Raw genomic sequence first — 19154 nt, 5'->3', positions numbered from 1 at the left:
AAGTTGGGTGTATTTCTTCATTGTGTGCTTTCCAATTGCGAGTTGAAAAAGTCTAATGATTCTATGAATACACCTAACTTTTTCAACTAACTACAAATGTGTCGCACTTGGGATTTGAATCTGCGTTACAAGAAAAGAAGGTGATCATACTGTAGTAATGGGGCAAAATCATTACGATAGCCTAATGGAAACGTTATATCTGCTTTCATCTCCAAATAATGCCAGTCGCTTAAATGAATCAATTGCTCACTTACGTGCAGGGAAAAACCAAACAAAGAGAGTTGATTGAGGATGACGAATCGTAACGTCGAATGGACTGATAATGTCTGGGATAAATATATCTATTGGCAAACACAGGATAAAAAGATAATTAAGCGTATCAATACTTTAATCAAAGAATGTCAAAGGACACCTTTTGAAGGCACAGGAAAACCAGAATCTTTAAAAGCGAATCTTTCAGGATTTTGGAGCCGTAGAATTGATGAAAAGCATAGATTGGTTTATGAAGTGACAGATGAACGAATCTCTATTATTCAATGTCAATTCCATTATTAGCAATATCCCCTATTTTTAGGGGATTATTTTTTGATTTAATATCTTACACGAAACCTACCCCAATCCCTCCTCACACTTCTTACACTCTAGCATCACCCCTAATTTTTCTTTGCGTCCTTGCTCCGTCATCACCCAGGGCCGGTTCTGCCATGGCGGATTATGCCGCACGTGCTGGCCATGACCACAGGCCAGCTCTGCGACCCAATGATTTTCTTCATCTAAATGATATCCCACAATTGGCTGTTGCATGGGCAGCTTCCTGAAATCAGCAAATACAGTGCTGCAAAGCTTTACTCAAATTCAGAAAAACAGGCAGCGAATCTCCGTTATACTCCACATCATAGCAATTTTAAAAGAGCAGTCATTATGCGCGTACTTGTGGTGATGGACCCGATTGAAACGGTGAACCTGAAAAAAGATTCCACCATGGCCATGCTGTGGGCCGCGGCACGTCGGGGTCATGAACTCGGTTATGCACTACAACAAGATTTATATATTGATCAGGGCAAGGCTTTCGGTCTAATCAGCCCGTTAAAAGTCTTTGAAGATTACAACCATTATTATGAGCTGGGCGAAAAACAAAAAGAATCCATCGCAGCCTATGATGTGGTGCTGATGCGTAAAGACCCGCCATTTGATATGAACTTTGTCTATAGCACCTATATTCTGGAACAGGCAGAGCGCGAAGGAGCGTGGATTATTAACAAGCCGCAAAGCCTGCGTGACTGTAATGAAAAACTGTTTGCGACCCAGTTCCCGGAGCTGCAGGTGCCGACTTTGGTGACCTCTCAGCAAAGCCTGATTCGTGAATTTATTCAGCAACATGGCGATGTGATTGTGAAACCGCTCGATGGGATGGGCGGCATGGGCATTTTCCGTCTGTATCAGAATGGTGTGAATATTGGCTCTACCATTGAAATTCTGACCAATAACGGCACCCAGCCAATTATGGCGCAGCGTTATATTCCGGAAATTGTAGAAGGGGATAAACGCATTTTAATGGTCAATGGCGAGCCAATTCCGTATTGTCTGGCACGTATTCCGCAAAACGGCGAAGTGCGTGGCAACCTGGCCGCTGGTGGTCTGGGTGAAGCACGTCCATTGACCGACAATGACAAGGCAATTGCTGCCAAAGTCGGGCCATTTTTACGTGAAAAAGGTCTGGTATTTGTCGGTCTGGATGTGATTGGTAACTATGTCACTGAAATTAACGTGACCAGTCCAACCTGTATCCGTGAAATTGATGCCCAGTTCGGCACCTCAATTGCCGATACCCTGTTTGATGTACTGGAAGCCGGTCGTTAATCTATCTTTCAAAAGAGTCACCTTGGGTGGCTCTTTTTGTATTCTTAAGCGAGATTTGAGCTTGAAAAACTGCGTTGAGCAAGAAAATTATAGCGATTTTGTAAATCAAAACCAGTCGACATAATTCAGTGAAAAATGCAGGAAACTTAACAATTTCGGTGAATTAATAATAAAACTAGTTTAAACTTTCAAAACTGTTGAAAAAAACAATGAGCCGCTTGGTGAAAAAAAGTAAATAAACTTTCAAGCTCATACGATTGTGATTACAATTGAGCGCTTATAAAGAACTTTCATTAGCCATATTTGGATTGAAGAATTAGACCGTGACTGATGCAGCGCAAACCAAGCCTAAACATGTGATGATGATGGCCGCAGGCACTGGTGGCCATGTGTTCCCAGCCCTAGCCGTGGCAAAAGAACTCCAGCAGCAGGGAATCCATGTGTCCTGGTTAGCAACGCCTACAGGCATGGAAAACCGTTTATTACAAAACCAGAATATTCCGATTTATCAGATTGATATTCAAGGCGTGCGCGGTAACGGGCTGGCACGCAAACTGATGGCGCCTTTTAAAATTCTAAAAGCCACCTTAAGCGCCATGCAGTTAATGAAAAAACACAAAGTAGAGGCTGTCGCCGGCTTTGGTGGCTATGTGGCTGGACCGGGTGGTCTGGCCGCACGTCTGCTTGGTATTCCAGTCATTATTCATGAGCAGAATGCAATTGCCGGCTTTACCAATACCCAGCTGTCGCGTATTGCCAACACTGTTTGTCAGGCGTTCCCGGATACGTTTCCGGCCAGCACTAAAATTGTCACCACTGGCAACCCGGTGCGTAAAGAAATTAGCGCGACTCTAACCCCATCCTGGCGTTATCAGGAACGTGAAAAAGCAGGTTTGCCGCTGCGTATTTTAATTGTTGGCGGCTCTTTGGGCGCGCAGGCACTGAATGAACGTGTCCCTGAAGCCTTAAAACAGCTGAATGTACCTTTAAATGTGTATCATCAGTGTGGGCAAAATCATGCAGACAGCACCCGAGCGCGTTATGCCAACAAGCCGGACAGCTTAACGGTTGAAGTGCAACCCTTTATTGAAGATATGGCACAGGCCTATAGCGATGCCGATCTGATTATCTGCCGGGCCGGCGCACTGACGGTTACGGAAATTGCAACCGCGGGTGTGGCTGCGGTATTTGTGCCCTTGCCAAGCGCTGTGGATGACCATCAGACGGCCAATGCACAATTCCTGGCCAAGACGGGCGCGGCAAAAATCTGTCCGCAAGCCAGCATGACCCCGGACAGCTTAAAAGAACTGTTAATGCCGTTGATGAACCGCCAACTGCTCTCTGAAATGGCCAGCAAGGCGCGTCAACAGGCACAACCTAATGCAACCCAACATGTGGTTGCTTTAATTCAAGATTTGTAAACCGAGTAAACTATGTCTCCATCTATCCCTGCTGATCAAGTAAAAGAACTGATTAAAGTGCCTGAAATGCGTCGTATCAAACATATCCACTTTGTCGGGATTGGCGGCGCCGGGATGTGTGGCATTGCCGAGGTATTAAAAAACCAGGGCTATGATGTTTCCGGTTCAGATATTAAAGCCTCAAAAACTACAGCCCAGCTGGAAGAAAATGGCATTCGGGTGTTTATTGGTCATAGCGCAGATAATATTCAGGGCGCCAATGTACTGGTAGTCTCTACTGCAATTGATCCGGAAAACCCGGAAGTTAAAGCCGCTATTGAGAGCCGTATTCCGGTGGTGCGCCGTGCTGAAATGCTGGGTGAGCTGATGCGTTATCGTCACGGGATTGCCGTGGCCGGAACACATGGTAAAACCACCACCACCAGCCTGGTTACCTGTATGCTGGCAGAAGAAAATCTGGACCCGACTTACGTGATAGGCGGTTTGCTGAACCGTACCGGGGTTAATGCTGCACTGGGTGCGAGCCGTTATATTGTGGCTGAAGCCGATGAATCAGATGCATCTTTCCTGCATCTGGAGCCAATGGCAGCGATTGTCACCAATATTGATGCCGACCACATGGATACTTATGGCGGCAGCTTTGACAAGCTAAAAGATACCTTTATTGAATTCCTGCACAAACTGCCATTCTATGGTTTAGCAGTGGTTTGTGGTGATGATGCCAACATCCGTGAAATTATGCCGCGCATTGCCCGTCCGGTGCTAACCTACGGCTTTAATGAAGACAATGATATTCGCGCAGTCGATGTTGATCAGGACGGTATGCGTACCCACTTTACCGTATTGCGTAAAGACCGCGAGCCACTACGTGTTACCGTGAATCAGCCAGGTCTGCACAACGTATTGAATGCCTTGGCCGCCATTGGTGTGGCGACGGATGAAGGTGTTTCTGATGGTGCGATTTGCCGTGCACTGGAAGGCTTTAGTGGTGTAGGTCGCCGCTTCCAGGTACAAGGTGAATTTGAACTGGACGGTGGCAGCATTAAGCTGGTCGATGACTACGGTCACCATCCTAAAGAAGTAGAAGCGACAATTAAGGCGGCACGTCAGAGCCATCCGGACCGCCGTCTGGTGATGTTGTTCCAGCCGCACCGTTTTAGCCGTACCCGTGACTGTTTCGATGACTTTGTTGAAGTGTTATCGCAGGTCGATCAACTGCTGTTGCTGGAAGTGTATCCTGCCGGTGAAAAAGCCATTGTGGGTGCCGACAGCCGCAGTCTGGCACGCAGTATCCGTCTGCGTGGTCAGGTCGAGCCGATCCTGATTGATCCGGTTGAAGGCAATCTGGAAACACTGGTACAAAAAGTGTTACAACCGAATGATTTGTTATTGACCCAAGGTGCGGGTAATGTAGGAGCAATCTCCATCGAGCTTGCTCAAAATAAATTGTATTTAAAATAATCACCCAAAGTGATATTTGAATTTGGTCGCTCAGTGTAAAGTTTAAGGATATAAACGTGTCAAATGCTTCAAAGTTCGGCAAAGTTGCCGTGTTATTTGGTGGAAAATCTGCCGAGCGTGGGGTGTCTCTGGATAGTGGACAGGCAGTGCTCGATGCGCTGCTGCGCGAAGGCGTTCAGGCAGAAGCGTTTGACCCGAAAGATCGTAGTGTGACCGAACTGGTCAACTATGATCGTGCCTTTATTGTCCTGCACGGTCGCGGCGGTGAAGATGGCCAGATTCAGGGTGTACTGGAATGGCTGAATGTGCCGTATACCGGTACTGGCGTACAGGGTTCAGCCATTGGCATGGACAAGGTCAAAACCAAACAGGTCTGGCAAGGTTCCGAGCTGCCAACAGCGCCGTATCGTATTGTCACCAAAGATTCAAACCCGGCTGATATTGTCGCTGCATTGGGTCTACCGCTGATTATCAAGCCGGTACATGAAGGTTCCAGTATTGGCATGAGCAAAGTCGAACGTATTGAAGACTTTGCTGAAGCGATTGCCAAAGCCACCGAGCATGATGCAGTGGTGATGGCTGAAAAATGGATTACCGGTCGCGAGTTCACGATTGTCTTACTGAATGGTCAGGCCTTGCCGGTGATTCGTCTGGAACCGCCTAAAGATGTGGCGTTCTACGACTATGAAGCCAAATACAACCGTAATGATGTGCAATATGGCATTCCGTGTGGCTTAACCGAGTCGGAAGAGCAGCAGTTGCAGGTCTTGGCCCTGCGTGCGTTCCAGGCGGTAGGTGCCAGCGGCTGGGGTCGTATTGATGCAATGCAGGATGAACAAGGCAATTTCTGGCTGCTTGAAGTGAACACTGTACCGGGCATGACCAGTCACTCACTGGTGCCAAAAGCCGCTCAGGCGGTGGGCTACAGTTTTGATGCCTTGTGCATGGCAATTCTTGAACAAACCTTAACGGATGCGACCCACTAAGCCATGGCTCAACTTCCTGCTTCCATGCGCCGTAAACGCGCAGCGATTACCTCGATTCACGATAAGCCACCGACGCGTAAAGAAAAGCTGACGAACCTGGGTGGATGGGTATTGCTGTGCGTGGCGATTGTGGTATTGGCAGCAGGAATCTACGGTTTATATAAAGTCATGACTGATGCACGCGTGGCCGAACTGGATGTGGTCGGCACCCGTTCCAATGCCGAACTACGCCAGGTCATGACCCATGTTTCGCCGGTGGTGACAGATAACTATTTTACTTCCGATCTGGAACAGATTCGTGATACTGCACTGGAACTGTCTTGGGTCGATCGGGTGGTGGTATCACGCGCCTGGCCGAATGCCATCCGTTTACGGGTCATGCCACGCCATGCGATTGCGCGCTGGGGCACCGGACGTTTACTCAGTGACAGCGGTGATGTGTTTTCGGAAGTCACACCCAAGAATAATCAGCATCTGCCGTTATTACATGGCCCGATGCATCAGTCCAAAATGATGATGCGTCGCTATAATGAAATTAACCAGTTATTTTTACCGGTGAATCTGCGTTTAAAAGAGTTATATCTCACTGACCGGATGACCTGGTTTATGCAGTTTGATTCTGGCCTGCGGGTGATTGTGGATCAGGATCAGACCATGAGTAAATTGCAGCGCCTGAGTCATCTGGCGCAAAGTGACTTCAAGCCGGTATGGTCCAGGATTTCTGCAATTGACCTGCGTTACCGCAATGGTCTGGCGATCCAGTGGAAAAACTCGGTGGCACCAAAAATTGCCAATGGTCATTTTGTTGTAACGATTGATGACACAAGCATTGCGAATGCAATAGCAGCAAAGCCATAATACTTGGCTTTAAAAATAGAGGCATTAAGCCATTAATTAAACAAACATGTGATGGTAGTAAATAAATGAGTGAAGCTGTTCCCTCGGTTGTTGCGATTGACATTGGGACACACAAAGTTTCAGTTTTGATTGGTAAGGTACACGCGCCAGACAATATCCAAGTGATTGGTATGGCTACCGCTCGTAACCGAGGCATGAATAAAGGAAAAATTGTAAGTCTCGATAAAGTCATTACAGCCATTAAAAATGCCGTTCAAGAAGCAGAAGATATGGCGGAATGCCGGGTGCATTCAGCCTGGATTTCTATTCCAAGTGCAGAATTAAAAAGTTTTTATGCTGCGGGGCGTACCCCGATTGAAAATAGTGACCACACAATTACAACAAGTGAAGTGGTTCGTGCCTTAGATCTGGCCAAAGCCAGCCATTTAACTTCAGATCATTATCTGGTCAGCGCGGTGCCGTTGGGCTTTGATCTGGATGATTCCGGTGAATGGGTACAAAACCCGATCCGTATGTCGGCGCATAGCATGACCGGTCATTATCAGCTGATGATGCTGCCGATTAGCACCATGCAGAATCTGGACCGTGCCTTAAAAGGGGCCAATATTGGTGTAGAAAAAATGGTGGTGTCGCATCTGGCCACCGCTGAAGCCAGTTTACTGAAAGATGAAAAAGAATATGGCGTGTGCCTGGTTGATATTGGCGCCGGTACCACCAATATTGCGGTCTATCTGGATGGTCGTCTGGCGCTGTCACAAACCCTGCAGCGTGGCGGTGAGCATGTGACCCGTGATATCGCGGCGGTATTGCAGACCACCACCGAAGAAGCCGAGCGGATTAAACTGCTTTACGGTTGCGTCGATTTAAAAGTGGTCAAACCTGATCACATGATTCAGATTCAGGGCATTGATGGTCCGCAAACCATCAGCCGGATTGAACTGTCGGAAATTATTATTGCGCGTTATGAAGAAATTTTTGCGCAAATCCGTCAGGAACTGGAAAACAGTGGCGCCATTCATGGCTTATATCATGGTGTGGTGCTGGCTGGTGATGCCTGTCAGATTGAAGGCATGGTCAGTCTGGTACGCCGCACCCTGGGTGTGTCTGCGCATTTGGGCAATCCGCCGGTACAGGTTTATGCCGATGAACCGCATCAGGCTGCCTTGCGCCGTTCGCAGTATGCAACCGCAGCGGGCGTGCTGATGTATAGCCAGAGCTACAGTCAGGACACCATTGTCGAAACCGAAGACCCGGAGACCTTATCGGTCTGGGCGCGTGTAGGTCGTGCCTGGTCAGGACTCAACGAAAAACTGAAATCAATTTTTTAGTTGATTTTTTAGGGAATATTGTTAGGAAGTTGTACGGATTACCGCTTGTACTTGACAAGGCAGCCGTTGGACAGCATTCTTAAAAACAATTTTTTATTAAGATCAAGGCAGTATACGGGCTGAAGTGACTGCCAATTATGAATTAGGAAAGCTAAAGGTCATGGCCTCATTTGAATTTTTTGAAGATGATCAAACCGATAACAACGGTCAAGCCCGTTTCACTGTATTTGGTGTAGGTGGTGCAGGCGGTAACGCCGTACAGCATATGCTGGAATCAGATATCCAGGGTGTGAAATTTGTCTGTGCCAATACCGATAAACAGGCACTGGACCGCATGAATGCACAGTGCAAAATCCAGCTGGGTGAGCAAAGTACCCGTGGTCTGGGCGCAGGGGCTAATCCGCAAGTGGGTCAAACCGCTGCTGAAGAAAGCCGCGAGCTGATTCGCCAGCAGCTAGAAGGCACCGATATGGTGTTTGTGACTGCCGGTATGGGTGGTGGTACCGGTACCGGTGCTGCACCTGTTGTCGCTGAAATTGCCAAAGAAATGGGCATTTTAACTGTCGGTGTCGTAACTACACCGTTTAACTTTGAAGGTAAACGTCGTCTGCAATCTGCGGAAAAAGGCATTGAAGCTTTAGAGCAGCATGTTGACTCCCTGATCATCATTCCAAACCAGCGCTTGTTAAAAGTGTTCCGCGACATTTCCATGAAAGATGCTTATAAAAAGGCAGATGACGTGCTGTTAAATGCCGTGCGCAGTATCTTTGATTTAGTGGTACGTCCGGGTCACATCAACCTTGACTTTGCCGATTTGAAAACGGCCATGAGTACCCGTGGCTATGCCATGATGGGTGTCGGTCTGGGTCGTGGTGAAAACCGTGCCCGTCAGGCAGCAGAGCAGGCGATTCGCAGTCCATTACTCGATAACGTGACCATCATGAATGCCAAAGGTATTCTGATTAACGTGACCGGTGGTGATGACGTGACCTTTGGTGAAATTGAAGAAATTACCGATGTTGTCAACCAGATTGTCGATCTGGATGAAGGCCAGGTATTCTACGGTACCGTATTTGATCCGGATGCGCGTGATGAAATCAGCGTGACCGTAATTGCCACTGGTTTGACCCGTAATTCAGCCGATGCGGTTGAGCCAGTCAAGCGTTCTTCAGTGGTGCAGTCTGCACAGGCAACCGCTCAACAGCCGGTTGAAGAAGATGATGTTCCGGCCATTCAGCGTCAGGCAGAGGCAGCGCCGGCCATCAATGCGACTGCAGGCAGCAGCAATAATTCGCGTCCAACGCCAATGAGTATTCAGGAATATCTTAAAAATCAACAACGTAAATAATTTTTACGATATAGATTTTTATTCCAAAACTTGTAAAAGGTAGCCAAATGGCTACCTTTTTGTTTTTTATCAATGGCTAAATATGCTAACGTATAGCGGTTTTATATACAGATGAATTGAGAGCATGTTGAAACAACGTACCCTAGAACGTGTCGTGAAAGCGAGTGGTATAGGTCTGCATAGTGGACAGAAAGTCATGATTAACTTTGTGCCGCACCATGCTGACGGGGGAATCGTGTTTCGCCGTATTGACCTGAATCCACCGGTCGATATTCCGGCCGATGCCATGCTGATTCAGGAAGCCTTTATGTGCTCGAATCTGGTTCAGGACAATGCCAAAGTCGGCACCATTGAACACATTATGAGTGCGCTGGCGGGTCTGGGAATTGATAACCTGATTATCGAGGTATCCGCCTCTGAAGTGCCAATTATGGACGGCAGTGCCGGTCCCTTCATCTATTTATTAATGCAGGGTGGTTTAAAAGAGCAGGATGCGCCAAAAAAATTCATCAAGATTTTAAAACCGGTTGAAGCGCTAATTGATGATAAACGTGCCATCTTCACCCCGCATGACGGTTTCCAGCTCAATTTCACCATCGATTTCGATCATCCCGCCTTTAAAAAAGAATATCAGTCTGCCACCATTGATTTTTCTACCGAAACCTTCGTCTATGAAGTCAGTGAAGCACGCACCTTTGGCTTTATGAAAGATCTGGATTATTTAAAAGCCAACAATCTGGCCTTGGGCGCCAGCCTTGAAAATGCCATTGGGGTCGATGACACCGGTGTGGTCAATGAAGAGGGCCTGCGTTTCTCGGATGAATTTGTTCGTCACAAAATATTAGATGCGGTGGGCGACCTGTATTTGCTCGGTCATCAAATTATTGCGAAATTTGATGGATATAAATCGGGTCATGCACTGAATAACCAGCTCTTGCGGAATGTGCAAAAAGATCCAAGCAGCTATGAAATTGTAACATTTGATGACATCAATCAATGTCCAATTCCGTATGTGAGTGTGACATAAGTCATTGTCTTTCCTTGGTGATGTTATAATGTAACATCTAAAAAAGTGAACTAATTCTCGTTTTTATCGGTTTTGTATTTTTTAGATTGGCGCAATGTTACTTTTTATTGCTTGCCAAACGTAACAAAGCTTGGCTAAGCTTAGGGTCGCTCACAAAGTCAGCAGCACCGCGAAGCATTTCCTGGGTTTCTGTACTGAGTGTTCTTGAAGATTTTTCCTGTTTTGGGGGCGTTTGCAACTGCGGTTTTAACCGGACCTGAATCTTGTGTAAATCTTGAAGTTCTGCCAATTGTGATAGCTGAGCAACATACTGTTTTTGCAAATAGGCCAGTTGACTCACCATCGCCTGATTGGTGCCAGTAATGGTAAGAATCCCTTGCTGATAACAAACAACCTGCCAAAGTTCGGGTTGGGGCAACAAGGGTTGAATAATTTGAGTAAGTTTCTGCCAGGCAGCAACTTGCGTTGAGAGAAACGTTAGGTTTCCTGTTTTTATGTGTTTTCTTGTTTGGCGAAAGACGTTACAAGGTTCGGACATACATATTTCCTTCATGTTTATGTCTTAATCTTATGCGCTCTTTTCAGTGAAGATCAAGGAAGAGATCACCAAGGAACTCTGAGTAAGAACAGTTTTTATGAGGTTTTTATGCATACGCGACGTATTTTATTAGCGTTTTCTTTGGCGGCTTCTGCGGCGTCAGTGGCTTTTGCTGATCTGGTTGACTTAAACAGCCAAAATTCATCGACAGACCGTATTGAAGAATTGACCCGCACCCTGGCACAAGGGACCTATAGCGAGTCACAAGACATCAATATTCCGGCGCAAACTGAAATTAATGTCAAACTGCGTGAAAAAACGGTTGAATTAAACAACGAATCTTTAGCGAAAAAATACGGTTCAGCGTCTTCTGCGAAATCTTATAGCGCTAATCCATATAGCTGGTTAGTGGCGCATCCTTTACCAAATGCCCGTGTAAGCTCAAACTATGGCGGTCGTACCATGAATGGCCGTGCTGAACGTCATTCAGGTTTAGATCTAGCCGCTCCAAGCGGTACACCAATTTATGCCACTGGCCCGGGTATCGTAACTAAATCAGGTTGGGGTACAGGTTATGGTCAATATGTTGAAATTAACCATGGCAATGGCTATTTAACGCGTTACGCTCATGCATCACGCTTAATTGCACGTGTCGGCGACCGTGTTGCTGCAGGTGAGCATATTGCAAACGTAGGCTGTACAGGTCGTTGTACCGGTCCTCATTTACATTATGAAGTAGTAAAAGACGGCGTTCGTAAAAACCCATCAACTTACCTGGCAATGCTGCCTTAATAGCTTGCGGCTTTTGCTCAAAAGGCCTAATTTTTGAGCACGTCATGCATTAAGACCTTATAACGATTATATTATCACTCAAAAGAATATTGTCTGTATATTAAACCGCCGCTATTGGCGGTTTTTTGTTATTTTGGGTAATAAAACATCAATAGATATTTTTTCTCGAAATAGTAGTCTAAAGTCGTATTCACCGATGGCCATACCTGTAGAAAGCAGAAATATGGTACATATAAACCATATAATTAGGATTCAGGAATGACCGACTATGGCGTATTATGGTGATACCGACGCGCAGGAAACCCAAGAGTGGCAGGACGCGTTTGATTCAGTTTTGCAGCACATGGGAACCGAGCGTGCTGCATTTTTATTAGAAAAACTTTATCAACGGGCAATCGCGAAACACGTTCCCATTCAGCGTCTAAATACGCCTTATTTAAATACCATTTCCGTTGAAGAGCAACCACCAATGCCGGGTGATCAGGATATGGAACGTCGTATCCGCGCCCTGATTCGCTGGAATGCACTGGCGATGGTGCTGCGTGCTAACAAAACGGGCGATGATCTTGGTGGTCACCTGGCCAGTTTTGCTTCTTCTGCCACCCTTTATGATGTTGGCTTTAACCATTTCTTCCGTGCCAATAGTGATAACTTTGGCGGCGACATGATCTATTATCAAGGTCACTGTGCTCCGGGTATCTATGCACGTTCTTTCCTTGAAGGTCGTCTGACTGAAGAACATTTAAATAACTTCCGCCGTGAAGTCGGCGGTAAAGGTTTGCCATCTTACCCACACCCATACCTGATGCCAGACTACTGGCAGTTCCCGACCGTATCCATGGGTCTGGGTCCGATCATGTCGATCTATCAGGCGCATATTCAAAAATACCTGATGAACCGTGGCCTGATCAAAGAAGAAGACCGTAAAGTCTGGGCTTATCTGGGCGATGGCGAAATGGATGAGCCGGAAAGCCTGGGTGCGATTTCACTGGCGGGTCGTGAGAAGCTGGATAACCTGATCTGGGTGGTGAACTGTAACTTGCAGCGTTTAGATGGTCCGGTACGTGGTAATGGCAAGATCATTCAGGAACTTGAGTCATTATTCCGTGGTGCTGGCTGGCGCGTGATTAAAGTTGTCTGGGGTCGTCATTGGGATCCGCTACTGGATAAAGACAAATCTGGTGCACTCAAAGCGATTATGGAAGAAGCAGTAGATGGTGATTACCAGCGTTATCAGGTGAAAGGTGGTGCTTACACCCGTGCGCACTTCTTTGGCCGTTATCCGGAAGCTGAAGAGCTGGTGAAAAACTTAAGCGATGAAGATATTGATAATCTGAACCGCGGCGGTCACGACCCGTACAAGGTATTTGCCGCCTATACCGAAGCGACCAAAGCCAAAGGTCAGCCAACCGTGATTCTGGCCAAAACCGTAAAAGGCTATGGTCTGTCTGAAGAAATTGAAGCGGTGAACAAAACTCACCAAATCAAGAAAATGCAGCTTGAATCACTGAAATATGTACGTAACCGTTTCAACCTGCCATTTACCGATGAGCAGCTGGAAGAAGTGCCATTCTATCGTCCAAGTGAAAACTCGCCTGAAATTAAATATATGAAGGCGCGTCGTGAAGCACTGGGCGGCTACTTGCCGGCACGTCGTAAAGACAGCGAATCTCTCGCGATTCCTGAGCTGTCGGTGTTTGATGCAGTGCTAAAAGGTTCAAACGGTAAAGAACAATCGACCACCATGGTGATGGTGCGCCTGATCTCTGCGCTGTTAAAAGAAAAAGCCATTAAAGACCGCGTGGTGCCAATTGTTCCAGATGAAGCGCGTACCTTCGGTCTGGAAGGCATGTTCCGTCAACTGGGTATTTATGCCGCACATGGCCAGAAATATACCCCGGAAGACCAGGAACAGTTGATGCATTACCGTGAAGCCAAAGACGGTCACATGCTGCAGGAAGGGATTAACGAAGCCGGTGCAATGAGTGCCTGGGCGGCGTTGGCGACCAGTTATTCGACCAATAACCTGCCAATGATTCCGATGTACATGTACTACTCGATGTTTGGTTTCCAGCGGATTGGTGACATTGCTTGGGCAGCCGGTGATGCACAGGCGCAAGGTTTCTTGCTCGGTGCAACCGCAGGCCGTACCACTCTGAATGGTGAAGGTTTACAGCATCAGGACGGTCACTCGCACATTCTGGCCAATACCATTCCAAACTGTGTCTCTTATGACCCATGTTTCGGTTATGAACTGGCGGTTATCGTCCATGACGGTTTACAGCGCATGTATGTCAATCAGGAACGTGTGTTCTATTACCTGACGGTTATGAACGAGAACTACGAGCATCCTGAAATGCCACAGGGCGTTGAAGAAGGCATCAAGCGTGGTATGTATCTGCTTGAAGAAGATGAGAAAGCCACGGTTCAGCTTCTTGGTTCCGGCGTGATTCTGCGTGAAGTGATTAAAGCCGCGAAAATCCTGCGTGAGGAATACCAGATTCACTCCAATGTCTACAGCGTGACCAGCTTCAACGAACTGGCGCGTGATGGTATGGCATGCGAAGAATACAACCGTCTGCATCCGCTAGCGGAAGAAGCCAAAGAGCCGTGGGTATCGAAACAGCTGCGTGGTACGGACGGTATTGTGGTATCTGCAACTGACCATATGCGTGCTTATAGCGAACAAATCCGTGCTTATCTGCCAGACAGCCGTCCGTTTGTGGCGCTGGGTACAGATGGTTATGGCCGTTCGGATACACGTGCCAACCTGCGTAGCTACTTTGGTGTCGATGCCGCGCACATTGTGGTGGCGACCTTGAAGAAACTGGCCGATGAAGGCGAAGTTGATGCGCGTCTGGTCAAAGATGCCATTTCAAGCTTTGAGCTGGATACCGACCGTCCGGTCGCGTGGGCACCACAGGCTACGCCTGAGCTGCACGCTGTGGCTGACTACAAAGAGGAGAACTAATCATGCACATTACGACTCCTGATATTGGTGTAGATAAAGCCACCGTGGCTGAAATTCTGGTCAAAGTCGGCGATAGCATCGCGGTCGATGACAGTATTGTGTTGCTGGAATCCGACAAAGCCTCTGTTGAAGTGCCAAGCACTTCAGCCGGGGTGGTGAAAAGCATTCTGGTCAATCAGGGTGATGAAGTCGCAGAAGGCGCGGTGCTGATTGAACTGGAAGCCGAAGATGGAACGTCACAAGCCGTTGAACCACAACTGGCTGATGCACCGCAAAAAACGTCTGAAAACACCCCGACCTCATTGTCTGATCAGGACATTATTGCGGAAGTGAGCAGCCATCAACCTGCGGCAGCCTCGCAAAACCAGACAGCAGCGGCTGGCAGCGCTGTAACCATTGAAGTGAAAGTGCCGGATATTGGTGTAGAAAAAGCGCTGGTTGGTGAAATTCTGGTTCAGGTCGGCGATCAGATTGATGTCGATCAGAGCATTGTGGTGGTGGAATCGGACAAAGCCACGGTGGAAGTGCCAAGTACGGTATCGGGTACGGTGGCCTCTATTGAGATTCAGGCTGGCGATAGCGTCAAAGAAGGTATGGTGATTCTGACCGTGGCCACGGCAGAGGCAGCACCAGCAGCTGAACAGTCGCAAGCTCAAGCCGAACAGCAACCCGCTGCTCAGGCGGTGCCTGAACCCAAAGCTGAACCAGCAGCGCCAGCTTCTGCAGCACCGGCGGGTGATGTCGAAGTGAAGGTCCCGGATTTAGGGGTTGATAAAGCCGCGGTTGCAGAAATTCTGGTTCAGGTCGGTGATACGGTCGAAAAAGATCAAAGTATTATTGTGGTGGAATCGGACAAGGCCACGGTTGAAGTGCCAAGTACCGCCGCGGGTGTAATCAAGGCGATTCATGTCGAGCTGGGCCAGAATGTGTCAGAAGGCATTGCCTTGGTGGCCATTGAGACGGAAGGTCAGGCAGCACCTGCAGCACCTGCAGCACCGCAAGCAGCAAAAGCTGAAGCGCCAGCACAAAAAGCCGCACCTGCTGCGCCAGCCGCACAGGCCTCAAGCGCTGTACCGAGTACACATACTGCAGACAAGCTCACCAAAGAGCAAAATGCAGCGAACTCGAAAGTATATGCTGGTCCTGCAGTGCGTAAACTGGCACGTGAACTGGGTGTCATCCTGGCCGATGTCAAAGCTTCCGGTCCACATGCACGGGTTATGAAAGAAGACCTGGTGGCCTATGTGAAGTCGCGTCTGACAGCACCGCAAACTGCTCCGGCGGCCGCAGCGGTGGCAGCAGCACCATCGGGCTTGCCGAAATTGCCAAGTTTCGATGCGTTTGGTGGTGTGGAAGAGAAAGCTTTAACCCGCTTGCAGCAAGTGTCCATTCCGCAGCTGTCTTTAAACAACTACATTCCGCAAGTAACCCAGTTTGATGCAGCAGACATCACCGAACTGGAAGCATGGCGCAATGAGCTGAAAGGCAACTTCAAGAAAGAGGGCATCAGCCTGACCATTATGGCCTTTATCATTAAGGCGGTGGCGTACTTGCTGAAAGAAGAGCGCGAGTTTGCCGGTCACTTGTCTGATGATGGCAAGTCTGTGCTACTACGCAATGAAATCCATATGGGCATTGCGGTTGCGACACCAGATGGTCTGACTGTTCCTGTATTACGTAACCCGGACCAGAAGTCGATCAAGCAGATTGCTATTGAGCTCGGTGAATTAAGCCAAAAAGCGCGTGACAAGAAATTGTCACCTAAAGATCTGCAAGGTGCGAACTTCACGATTACCAGCTTGGGTTCAATTGGCGGTACAGCATTTACGCCGCTGGTGAACTGGCCGCAAGTGGCAATTCTGGGGATTTCTCCAGCCACCATGCAACCGGTCTGGAATGGCGAAGGCTTTGATCCACGCTTAATGCTACCACTGTCGCTGTCTTATGATCACCGTGTGATTAATGGCGCAGATGCAGCCCGCTTTACCAACAAGCTGACCAAGCTGCTCAAAGATATCCGGACTTTGTTAATCTAAAACGTCGCTTGGTGTGTCTCTGTGACAGAGAACACGCAAAGTTGAAAACCCTGCTTCGGCAGGGTTTTTGCGTTTGGTACTTGAGTTTTTTCTGTGGCCGATTACAATAACAGCACTTCATTGGGGAGTAGCCGCTTTTTACGCAAAGTAAAAAGGTGATGGTCAACATATTTGCTCAACAGGGCATGGTCATCATAGCAAAGAACCAAAATGCTTTTCTCAAGCTTTCTTTTGTTGGCAAGACCTTTGATTTATCACTCTGCAGATTTGGCTAGCAGGAGGGATAGGTCATTGGTATGTGTGCTAGCCAGAGAAATCCATCATGTATGAATTCCTGATCTCAACTGCAATTGTCGCTTTGGCCGAAATGGGCGATAAAACCCAGCTGTTGGCCCTGTTACTGGCGGCCCGCTTCCGTAAACCGCTGCCAATTCTGCTGGCGATTCTGGCCGCCACCCTGATCAATCACGGTTTATCTGCAGCCTTGGGGCAATGGATTACCACCATTTTAAGTCCTGAAATTCTGCGCTGGATTCTGGCACTCGGTTTTATTGGAATGGCGATCTGGATGCTGATTCCGGATCAGCTGGATGATGAAAATGAAAGCATCAACAAATGGCAGAAATACGGAGTGTTTGGTGCCACCTTTATTCTGTTCTTCCTGGCAGAAATTGGCGATAAAACCCAGATTGCAACCGTGGCGCTGGCTGCGCGTTTTGACAGTATTTTCTGGGTGATGATTGGCACCACCTTGGGGATGATGATTGCCAATGCGCCGGCAGTATTTATCGGCAATAAAATGGCAGAGAAATTACCGGTATCCCTGATTCATAAAATTGGCGCGCTGATTTTCCTGATCATTGGGGTGAGTACATTGCTGCAATATTATTTCTTTTAAAGGCTGCTACTGATTTTGGCCCAATCTTCCTGGTTGGGCTTTTTTATGGGCTGAACCTGACCCGTGCTTCTACAAAATAGTTGAAAGTTAAATTGTATATTGATTGTAAGTTGGCGGAATACCCTTTATTTTATAGGGAATTAAAAATTTAATGTAAAGATAAGATTTTTTTGGGGACAAGGTATGGCGTTCGATCGCACCACATCACAAGTATTATTTGATAATGGCACGCATAAATGTATCAGTTTCACCAGTCTGGTCAAAGGTGAGGGCGTACAGGCCAACCAGTTTCTGATTCTGGACAATGACCGTGCCGCAGTTCTGGACCCGGGCGGCGATTTGACCTATGTACCGCTAACCATGGAACTGAATAAATATACCCGCCTGACCAATCTGGACTATGTGATGGCATCGCATCAGGACCCGGATATTATTACCTCGATGCCGCGCTGGCTGGTGTATACCGATGCCAAAGTGGTGGCTTCGAAACTGTGGGCGCGTTTCTTGCCACACTTGAACTCGGCTTTTATGAGTGACCGGATGAAAGGCAACTGGCTGGAGCGTCTGATTGAACTGCCTGATCATGGCCAGGTGATTCCACTGGGACAGGCATCCATTGTCGCCATTCCTGCGCACTTCCTGCATTCGGTCGGTAATTTCCAGTTTTATGATCCGGTGGCTAAAATCCTGTTTTCCGGTGATATGGGCGCTTCAATGGTCGAAGATGCGTCCAAGCCGTTAGAAAACTTTGCCGCGCATATTCCAAAAATGAAAGCTTTCCATCAGCGTTATATGTGTGCCAATAAAGTCATCCGTTTATGGGTGAATATGGTGCGTCAAATGGATGTCGAAATGATTGTACCGCAGCATGGTACCGCGTTTGTGGGCAAGGAGCAGATCAACCAGTTCCTGGACTGGATTGAAACGCTGGAATGCGGTGTCGACCTGATGGATGAGTCGGTATTTACCTGTCCGACTTAAGCCAAAAAATCGCGTAAAAAAACTGAAAAAATAACTTGAGTGTAAAAACAACATTTTTTATATTTTCTTCCCCAAAAAAACTCTTTTTTGATGACGAGAATTTTAACAATGTTGTCTCAAGTTGCTTCATCAGATGCGTGTCTTAGCTGCGGCGCATGCTGCACCTATTTTAGAGTTTCATTTTACTGGGCAGAAGGCATTCCCATGCCTGAGCATTATACCGAACCGGTAAATGCCCTCTATTCATGCATGAAAGGGACCAATCAGGCCAATCCGCGTTGTATTGCGCTGGAGGGAACGGTCGGACAACAGGTCAGCTGCTCTATGTACGAGCAGCGCAGTTCCAGTTGCAAAGAGGTACAGATTGCCGATGAGCAGTGCAATAAGGCACGCCGTGCGCATAACCTGATTCCTTTAGTGCTGGTCGAAGCGGCCAATGATGGCCAGGACCCGGATTTTGACCGGGTCAGTTAAAGACTTCAGCATCCAGATGCTGTTATCGTAGAAAAGCAGGCCATGGCCCACTGCTGTCCCATAGTTTGCTTTAAATAAAAAAACCTGAGTCCTAACAGTTAAAATATGAGTGCAAACAAACACTTTAACGACCAGGATTCAGGTTTTGTCACATCAGAATACCGTATTTCATGAG

General features: G+C 47.6%; 17 protein-coding genes, 1 pseudogene and 1 riboswitch. Of the genes and pseudogenes, 16 read left to right on the top strand and 2 right to left on the bottom strand.

Features of this window, described 5'->3' with window-relative positions:
* Positions 1-124 precede the first annotated feature (124 nt).
* Together FTU50_RS15615 and FTU50_RS13530 are read left to right on the top strand one after the other, a co-directional pair.
* Positions 125-305, top strand: a pseudogene (locus FTU50_RS15615) (type II toxin-antitoxin system Phd/YefM family antitoxin); the annotation flags it as partial.
* Complete coding sequence (locus tag FTU50_RS13530) at positions 292-555, top strand: Txe/YoeB family addiction module toxin (RefSeq protein ID WP_005180821.1); 264 nt, start codon at positions 292-294, stop codon at positions 553-555. The pseudogene FTU50_RS15615 and the gene FTU50_RS13530, both read left to right, overlap by 14 nt.
* 54 nt (positions 556-609) lie before the next feature.
* Here FTU50_RS13530 and FTU50_RS13525 read toward each other — a convergent pair whose 3' ends face one another.
* Positions 610-804 carry a DUF3565 domain-containing protein gene (locus tag FTU50_RS13525; RefSeq protein WP_180047329.1) on the bottom strand — a complete coding sequence of 65 codons (195 nt, stop codon included), beginning with the start codon at positions 802-804 and terminating at the stop codon, positions 610-612.
* Between the two features lie 117 nt (positions 805-921).
* Here FTU50_RS13525 and gshB point away from each other — a divergent pair, with 117 nt between their 5' ends.
* The 8 genes from gshB (at position 922) to lpxC (ending at position 10289) form a co-directional block, all read left to right on the top strand.
* Positions 922-1860, top strand: coding sequence for a glutathione synthase (gshB, locus tag FTU50_RS13520; protein WP_104513186.1), 939 nt, complete (start codon positions 922-924; stop codon positions 1858-1860).
* Between the two features lie 323 nt (positions 1861-2183).
* Positions 2184-3281: an undecaprenyldiphospho-muramoylpentapeptide beta-N-acetylglucosaminyltransferase gene (murG, locus tag FTU50_RS13515; protein ID WP_075167283.1), complete on the top strand. Its 1098-nt coding sequence runs from the start codon at positions 2184-2186 to the stop codon at positions 3279-3281.
* A 12-nt stretch (positions 3282-3293) separates the two neighbouring features.
* Positions 3294-4742: a UDP-N-acetylmuramate--L-alanine ligase gene (gene murC / locus FTU50_RS13510; protein ID WP_016658738.1), complete on the top strand. Its 1449-nt coding sequence runs from the start codon at positions 3294-3296 to the stop codon at positions 4740-4742.
* 56 nt (positions 4743-4798) lie between these two features.
* Positions 4799-5728 (top strand): D-alanine--D-alanine ligase, encoded by a 930-nt coding sequence (locus FTU50_RS13505; protein WP_104471926.1) that lies wholly within the window; start codon positions 4799-4801, stop codon positions 5726-5728.
* A 3-nt stretch (positions 5729-5731) separates the two neighbouring features.
* Positions 5732-6586, top strand: a complete 855-nt coding sequence (locus FTU50_RS13500) for a cell division protein FtsQ/DivIB (protein WP_005180814.1) — start codon at positions 5732-5734, stop codon at positions 6584-6586.
* Positions 6587-6651: 65 nt separating this feature from the next.
* The gene (gene ftsA, locus FTU50_RS13495) at positions 6652-7914 is read left to right on the top strand and encodes a cell division protein FtsA (RefSeq protein WP_005180811.1); all 1263 of its coding nucleotides are present in this window, start codon (positions 6652-6654) and stop codon (positions 7912-7914) included.
* Between the two features lie 160 nt (positions 7915-8074).
* Positions 8075-9262, top strand: a complete 1188-nt coding sequence (ftsZ, locus tag FTU50_RS13490) for a cell division protein FtsZ (RefSeq protein ID WP_005180810.1) — start codon at positions 8075-8077, stop codon at positions 9260-9262.
* A 124-nt stretch (positions 9263-9386) separates the two neighbouring features.
* Entirely contained in the window at positions 9387-10289 is a 903-nt protein-coding gene (gene lpxC, locus FTU50_RS13485) for a UDP-3-O-acyl-N-acetylglucosamine deacetylase (RefSeq protein WP_005180809.1), read from the top strand.
* Between the two features lie 97 nt (positions 10290-10386).
* Here lpxC and FTU50_RS13480 read toward each other — a convergent pair whose 3' ends face one another.
* Positions 10387-10827 carry a hypothetical protein gene (locus tag FTU50_RS13480; protein ID WP_016658741.1) on the bottom strand — a complete coding sequence of 147 codons (441 nt, stop codon included), beginning with the start codon at positions 10825-10827 and terminating at the stop codon, positions 10387-10389.
* Positions 10828-10935: 108 nt separating this feature from the next.
* On the opposite strand from FTU50_RS13480, the gene FTU50_RS13475 reads away from it, so the two are divergent.
* From FTU50_RS13475 to FTU50_RS13450, 6 genes are all read left to right on the top strand, one after another.
* The gene (locus tag FTU50_RS13475; protein ID WP_005180807.1) at positions 10936-11619 is read left to right on the top strand and encodes a M23 family metallopeptidase; all 684 of its coding nucleotides are present in this window, start codon (positions 10936-10938) and stop codon (positions 11617-11619) included.
* A gap of 268 nt (positions 11620-11887) precedes the next feature.
* Entirely contained in the window at positions 11888-14590 is a 2703-nt protein-coding gene (aceE, locus tag FTU50_RS13470) for a pyruvate dehydrogenase (acetyl-transferring), homodimeric type (RefSeq protein WP_168398862.1), read from the top strand.
* Between the two features lie 2 nt (positions 14591-14592).
* Positions 14593-16626 (top strand): 2-oxo acid dehydrogenase subunit E2, encoded by a 2034-nt coding sequence (locus tag FTU50_RS13465; protein ID WP_180047327.1) that lies wholly within the window; start codon positions 14593-14595, stop codon positions 16624-16626.
* A 110-nt stretch (positions 16627-16736) separates the two neighbouring features.
* Positions 16737-16877, top strand: a riboswitch (yybP-ykoY riboswitch).
* Positions 16878-16948: 71 nt separating this feature from the next.
* The gene (locus FTU50_RS13460; protein WP_016658743.1) at positions 16949-17524 is read left to right on the top strand and encodes a TMEM165/GDT1 family protein; all 576 of its coding nucleotides are present in this window, start codon (positions 16949-16951) and stop codon (positions 17522-17524) included.
* A gap of 183 nt (positions 17525-17707) precedes the next feature.
* A complete protein-coding gene (locus FTU50_RS13455) occupies positions 17708-18505 on the top strand; it encodes an MBL fold metallo-hydrolase (protein ID WP_005180798.1) in 798 nt (265 codons plus the stop codon).
* A gap of 108 nt (positions 18506-18613) precedes the next feature.
* Positions 18614-18979, top strand: a complete 366-nt coding sequence (locus FTU50_RS13450; RefSeq protein ID WP_075167288.1) for a YkgJ family cysteine cluster protein — start codon at positions 18614-18616, stop codon at positions 18977-18979.
* Positions 18980-19154 lie beyond the last annotated feature (175 nt).

Source organism: Acinetobacter sp. YH12112, assembly GCF_013418945.1.
Classification (GTDB): Bacteria; Pseudomonadota; Gammaproteobacteria; order Pseudomonadales; family Moraxellaceae; genus Acinetobacter; species Acinetobacter indicus.
This window is presented reverse-complemented; position numbering and strand designations above follow the sequence as displayed.

Coding starts and splice junctions, on each gene's coding strand:
- FTU50_RS13530 (WP_005180821.1), top strand. CDS start 292: ATGACGAATCGTAACGTCGAATGGACTGATAATGTCTGGGATAAATAT.
- FTU50_RS13525 (WP_180047329.1), bottom strand. CDS start 804: ATGCAACAGCCAATTGTGGGATATCATTTAGATGAAGAAAATCATTGG.
- gshB (WP_104513186.1), top strand. CDS start 922: ATGCGCGTACTTGTGGTGATGGACCCGATTGAAACGGTGAACCTGAAA.
- murC (WP_016658738.1), top strand. CDS start 3,294: ATGTCTCCATCTATCCCTGCTGATCAAGTAAAAGAACTGATTAAAGTG.
- FTU50_RS13500 (WP_005180814.1), top strand. CDS start 5,732: ATGGCTCAACTTCCTGCTTCCATGCGCCGTAAACGCGCAGCGATTACC.
- ftsA (WP_005180811.1), top strand. CDS start 6,652: ATGAGTGAAGCTGTTCCCTCGGTTGTTGCGATTGACATTGGGACACAC.
- ftsZ (WP_005180810.1), top strand. CDS start 8,075: ATGGCCTCATTTGAATTTTTTGAAGATGATCAAACCGATAACAACGGT.
- lpxC (WP_005180809.1), top strand. CDS start 9,387: ATGTTGAAACAACGTACCCTAGAACGTGTCGTGAAAGCGAGTGGTATA.
- FTU50_RS13480 (WP_016658741.1), bottom strand. CDS start 10,827: ATGTCCGAACCTTGTAACGTCTTTCGCCAAACAAGAAAACACATAAAA.
- FTU50_RS13475 (WP_005180807.1), top strand. CDS start 10,936: ATGCATACGCGACGTATTTTATTAGCGTTTTCTTTGGCGGCTTCTGCG.
- aceE (WP_168398862.1), top strand. CDS start 11,888: ATGGCGTATTATGGTGATACCGACGCGCAGGAAACCCAAGAGTGGCAG.
- FTU50_RS13465 (WP_180047327.1), top strand. CDS start 14,593: ATGCACATTACGACTCCTGATATTGGTGTAGATAAAGCCACCGTGGCT.
- FTU50_RS13460 (WP_016658743.1), top strand. CDS start 16,949: ATGTATGAATTCCTGATCTCAACTGCAATTGTCGCTTTGGCCGAAATG.
- FTU50_RS13455 (WP_005180798.1), top strand. CDS start 17,708: ATGGCGTTCGATCGCACCACATCACAAGTATTATTTGATAATGGCACG.
- FTU50_RS13450 (WP_075167288.1), top strand. CDS start 18,614: ATGTTGTCTCAAGTTGCTTCATCAGATGCGTGTCTTAGCTGCGGCGCA.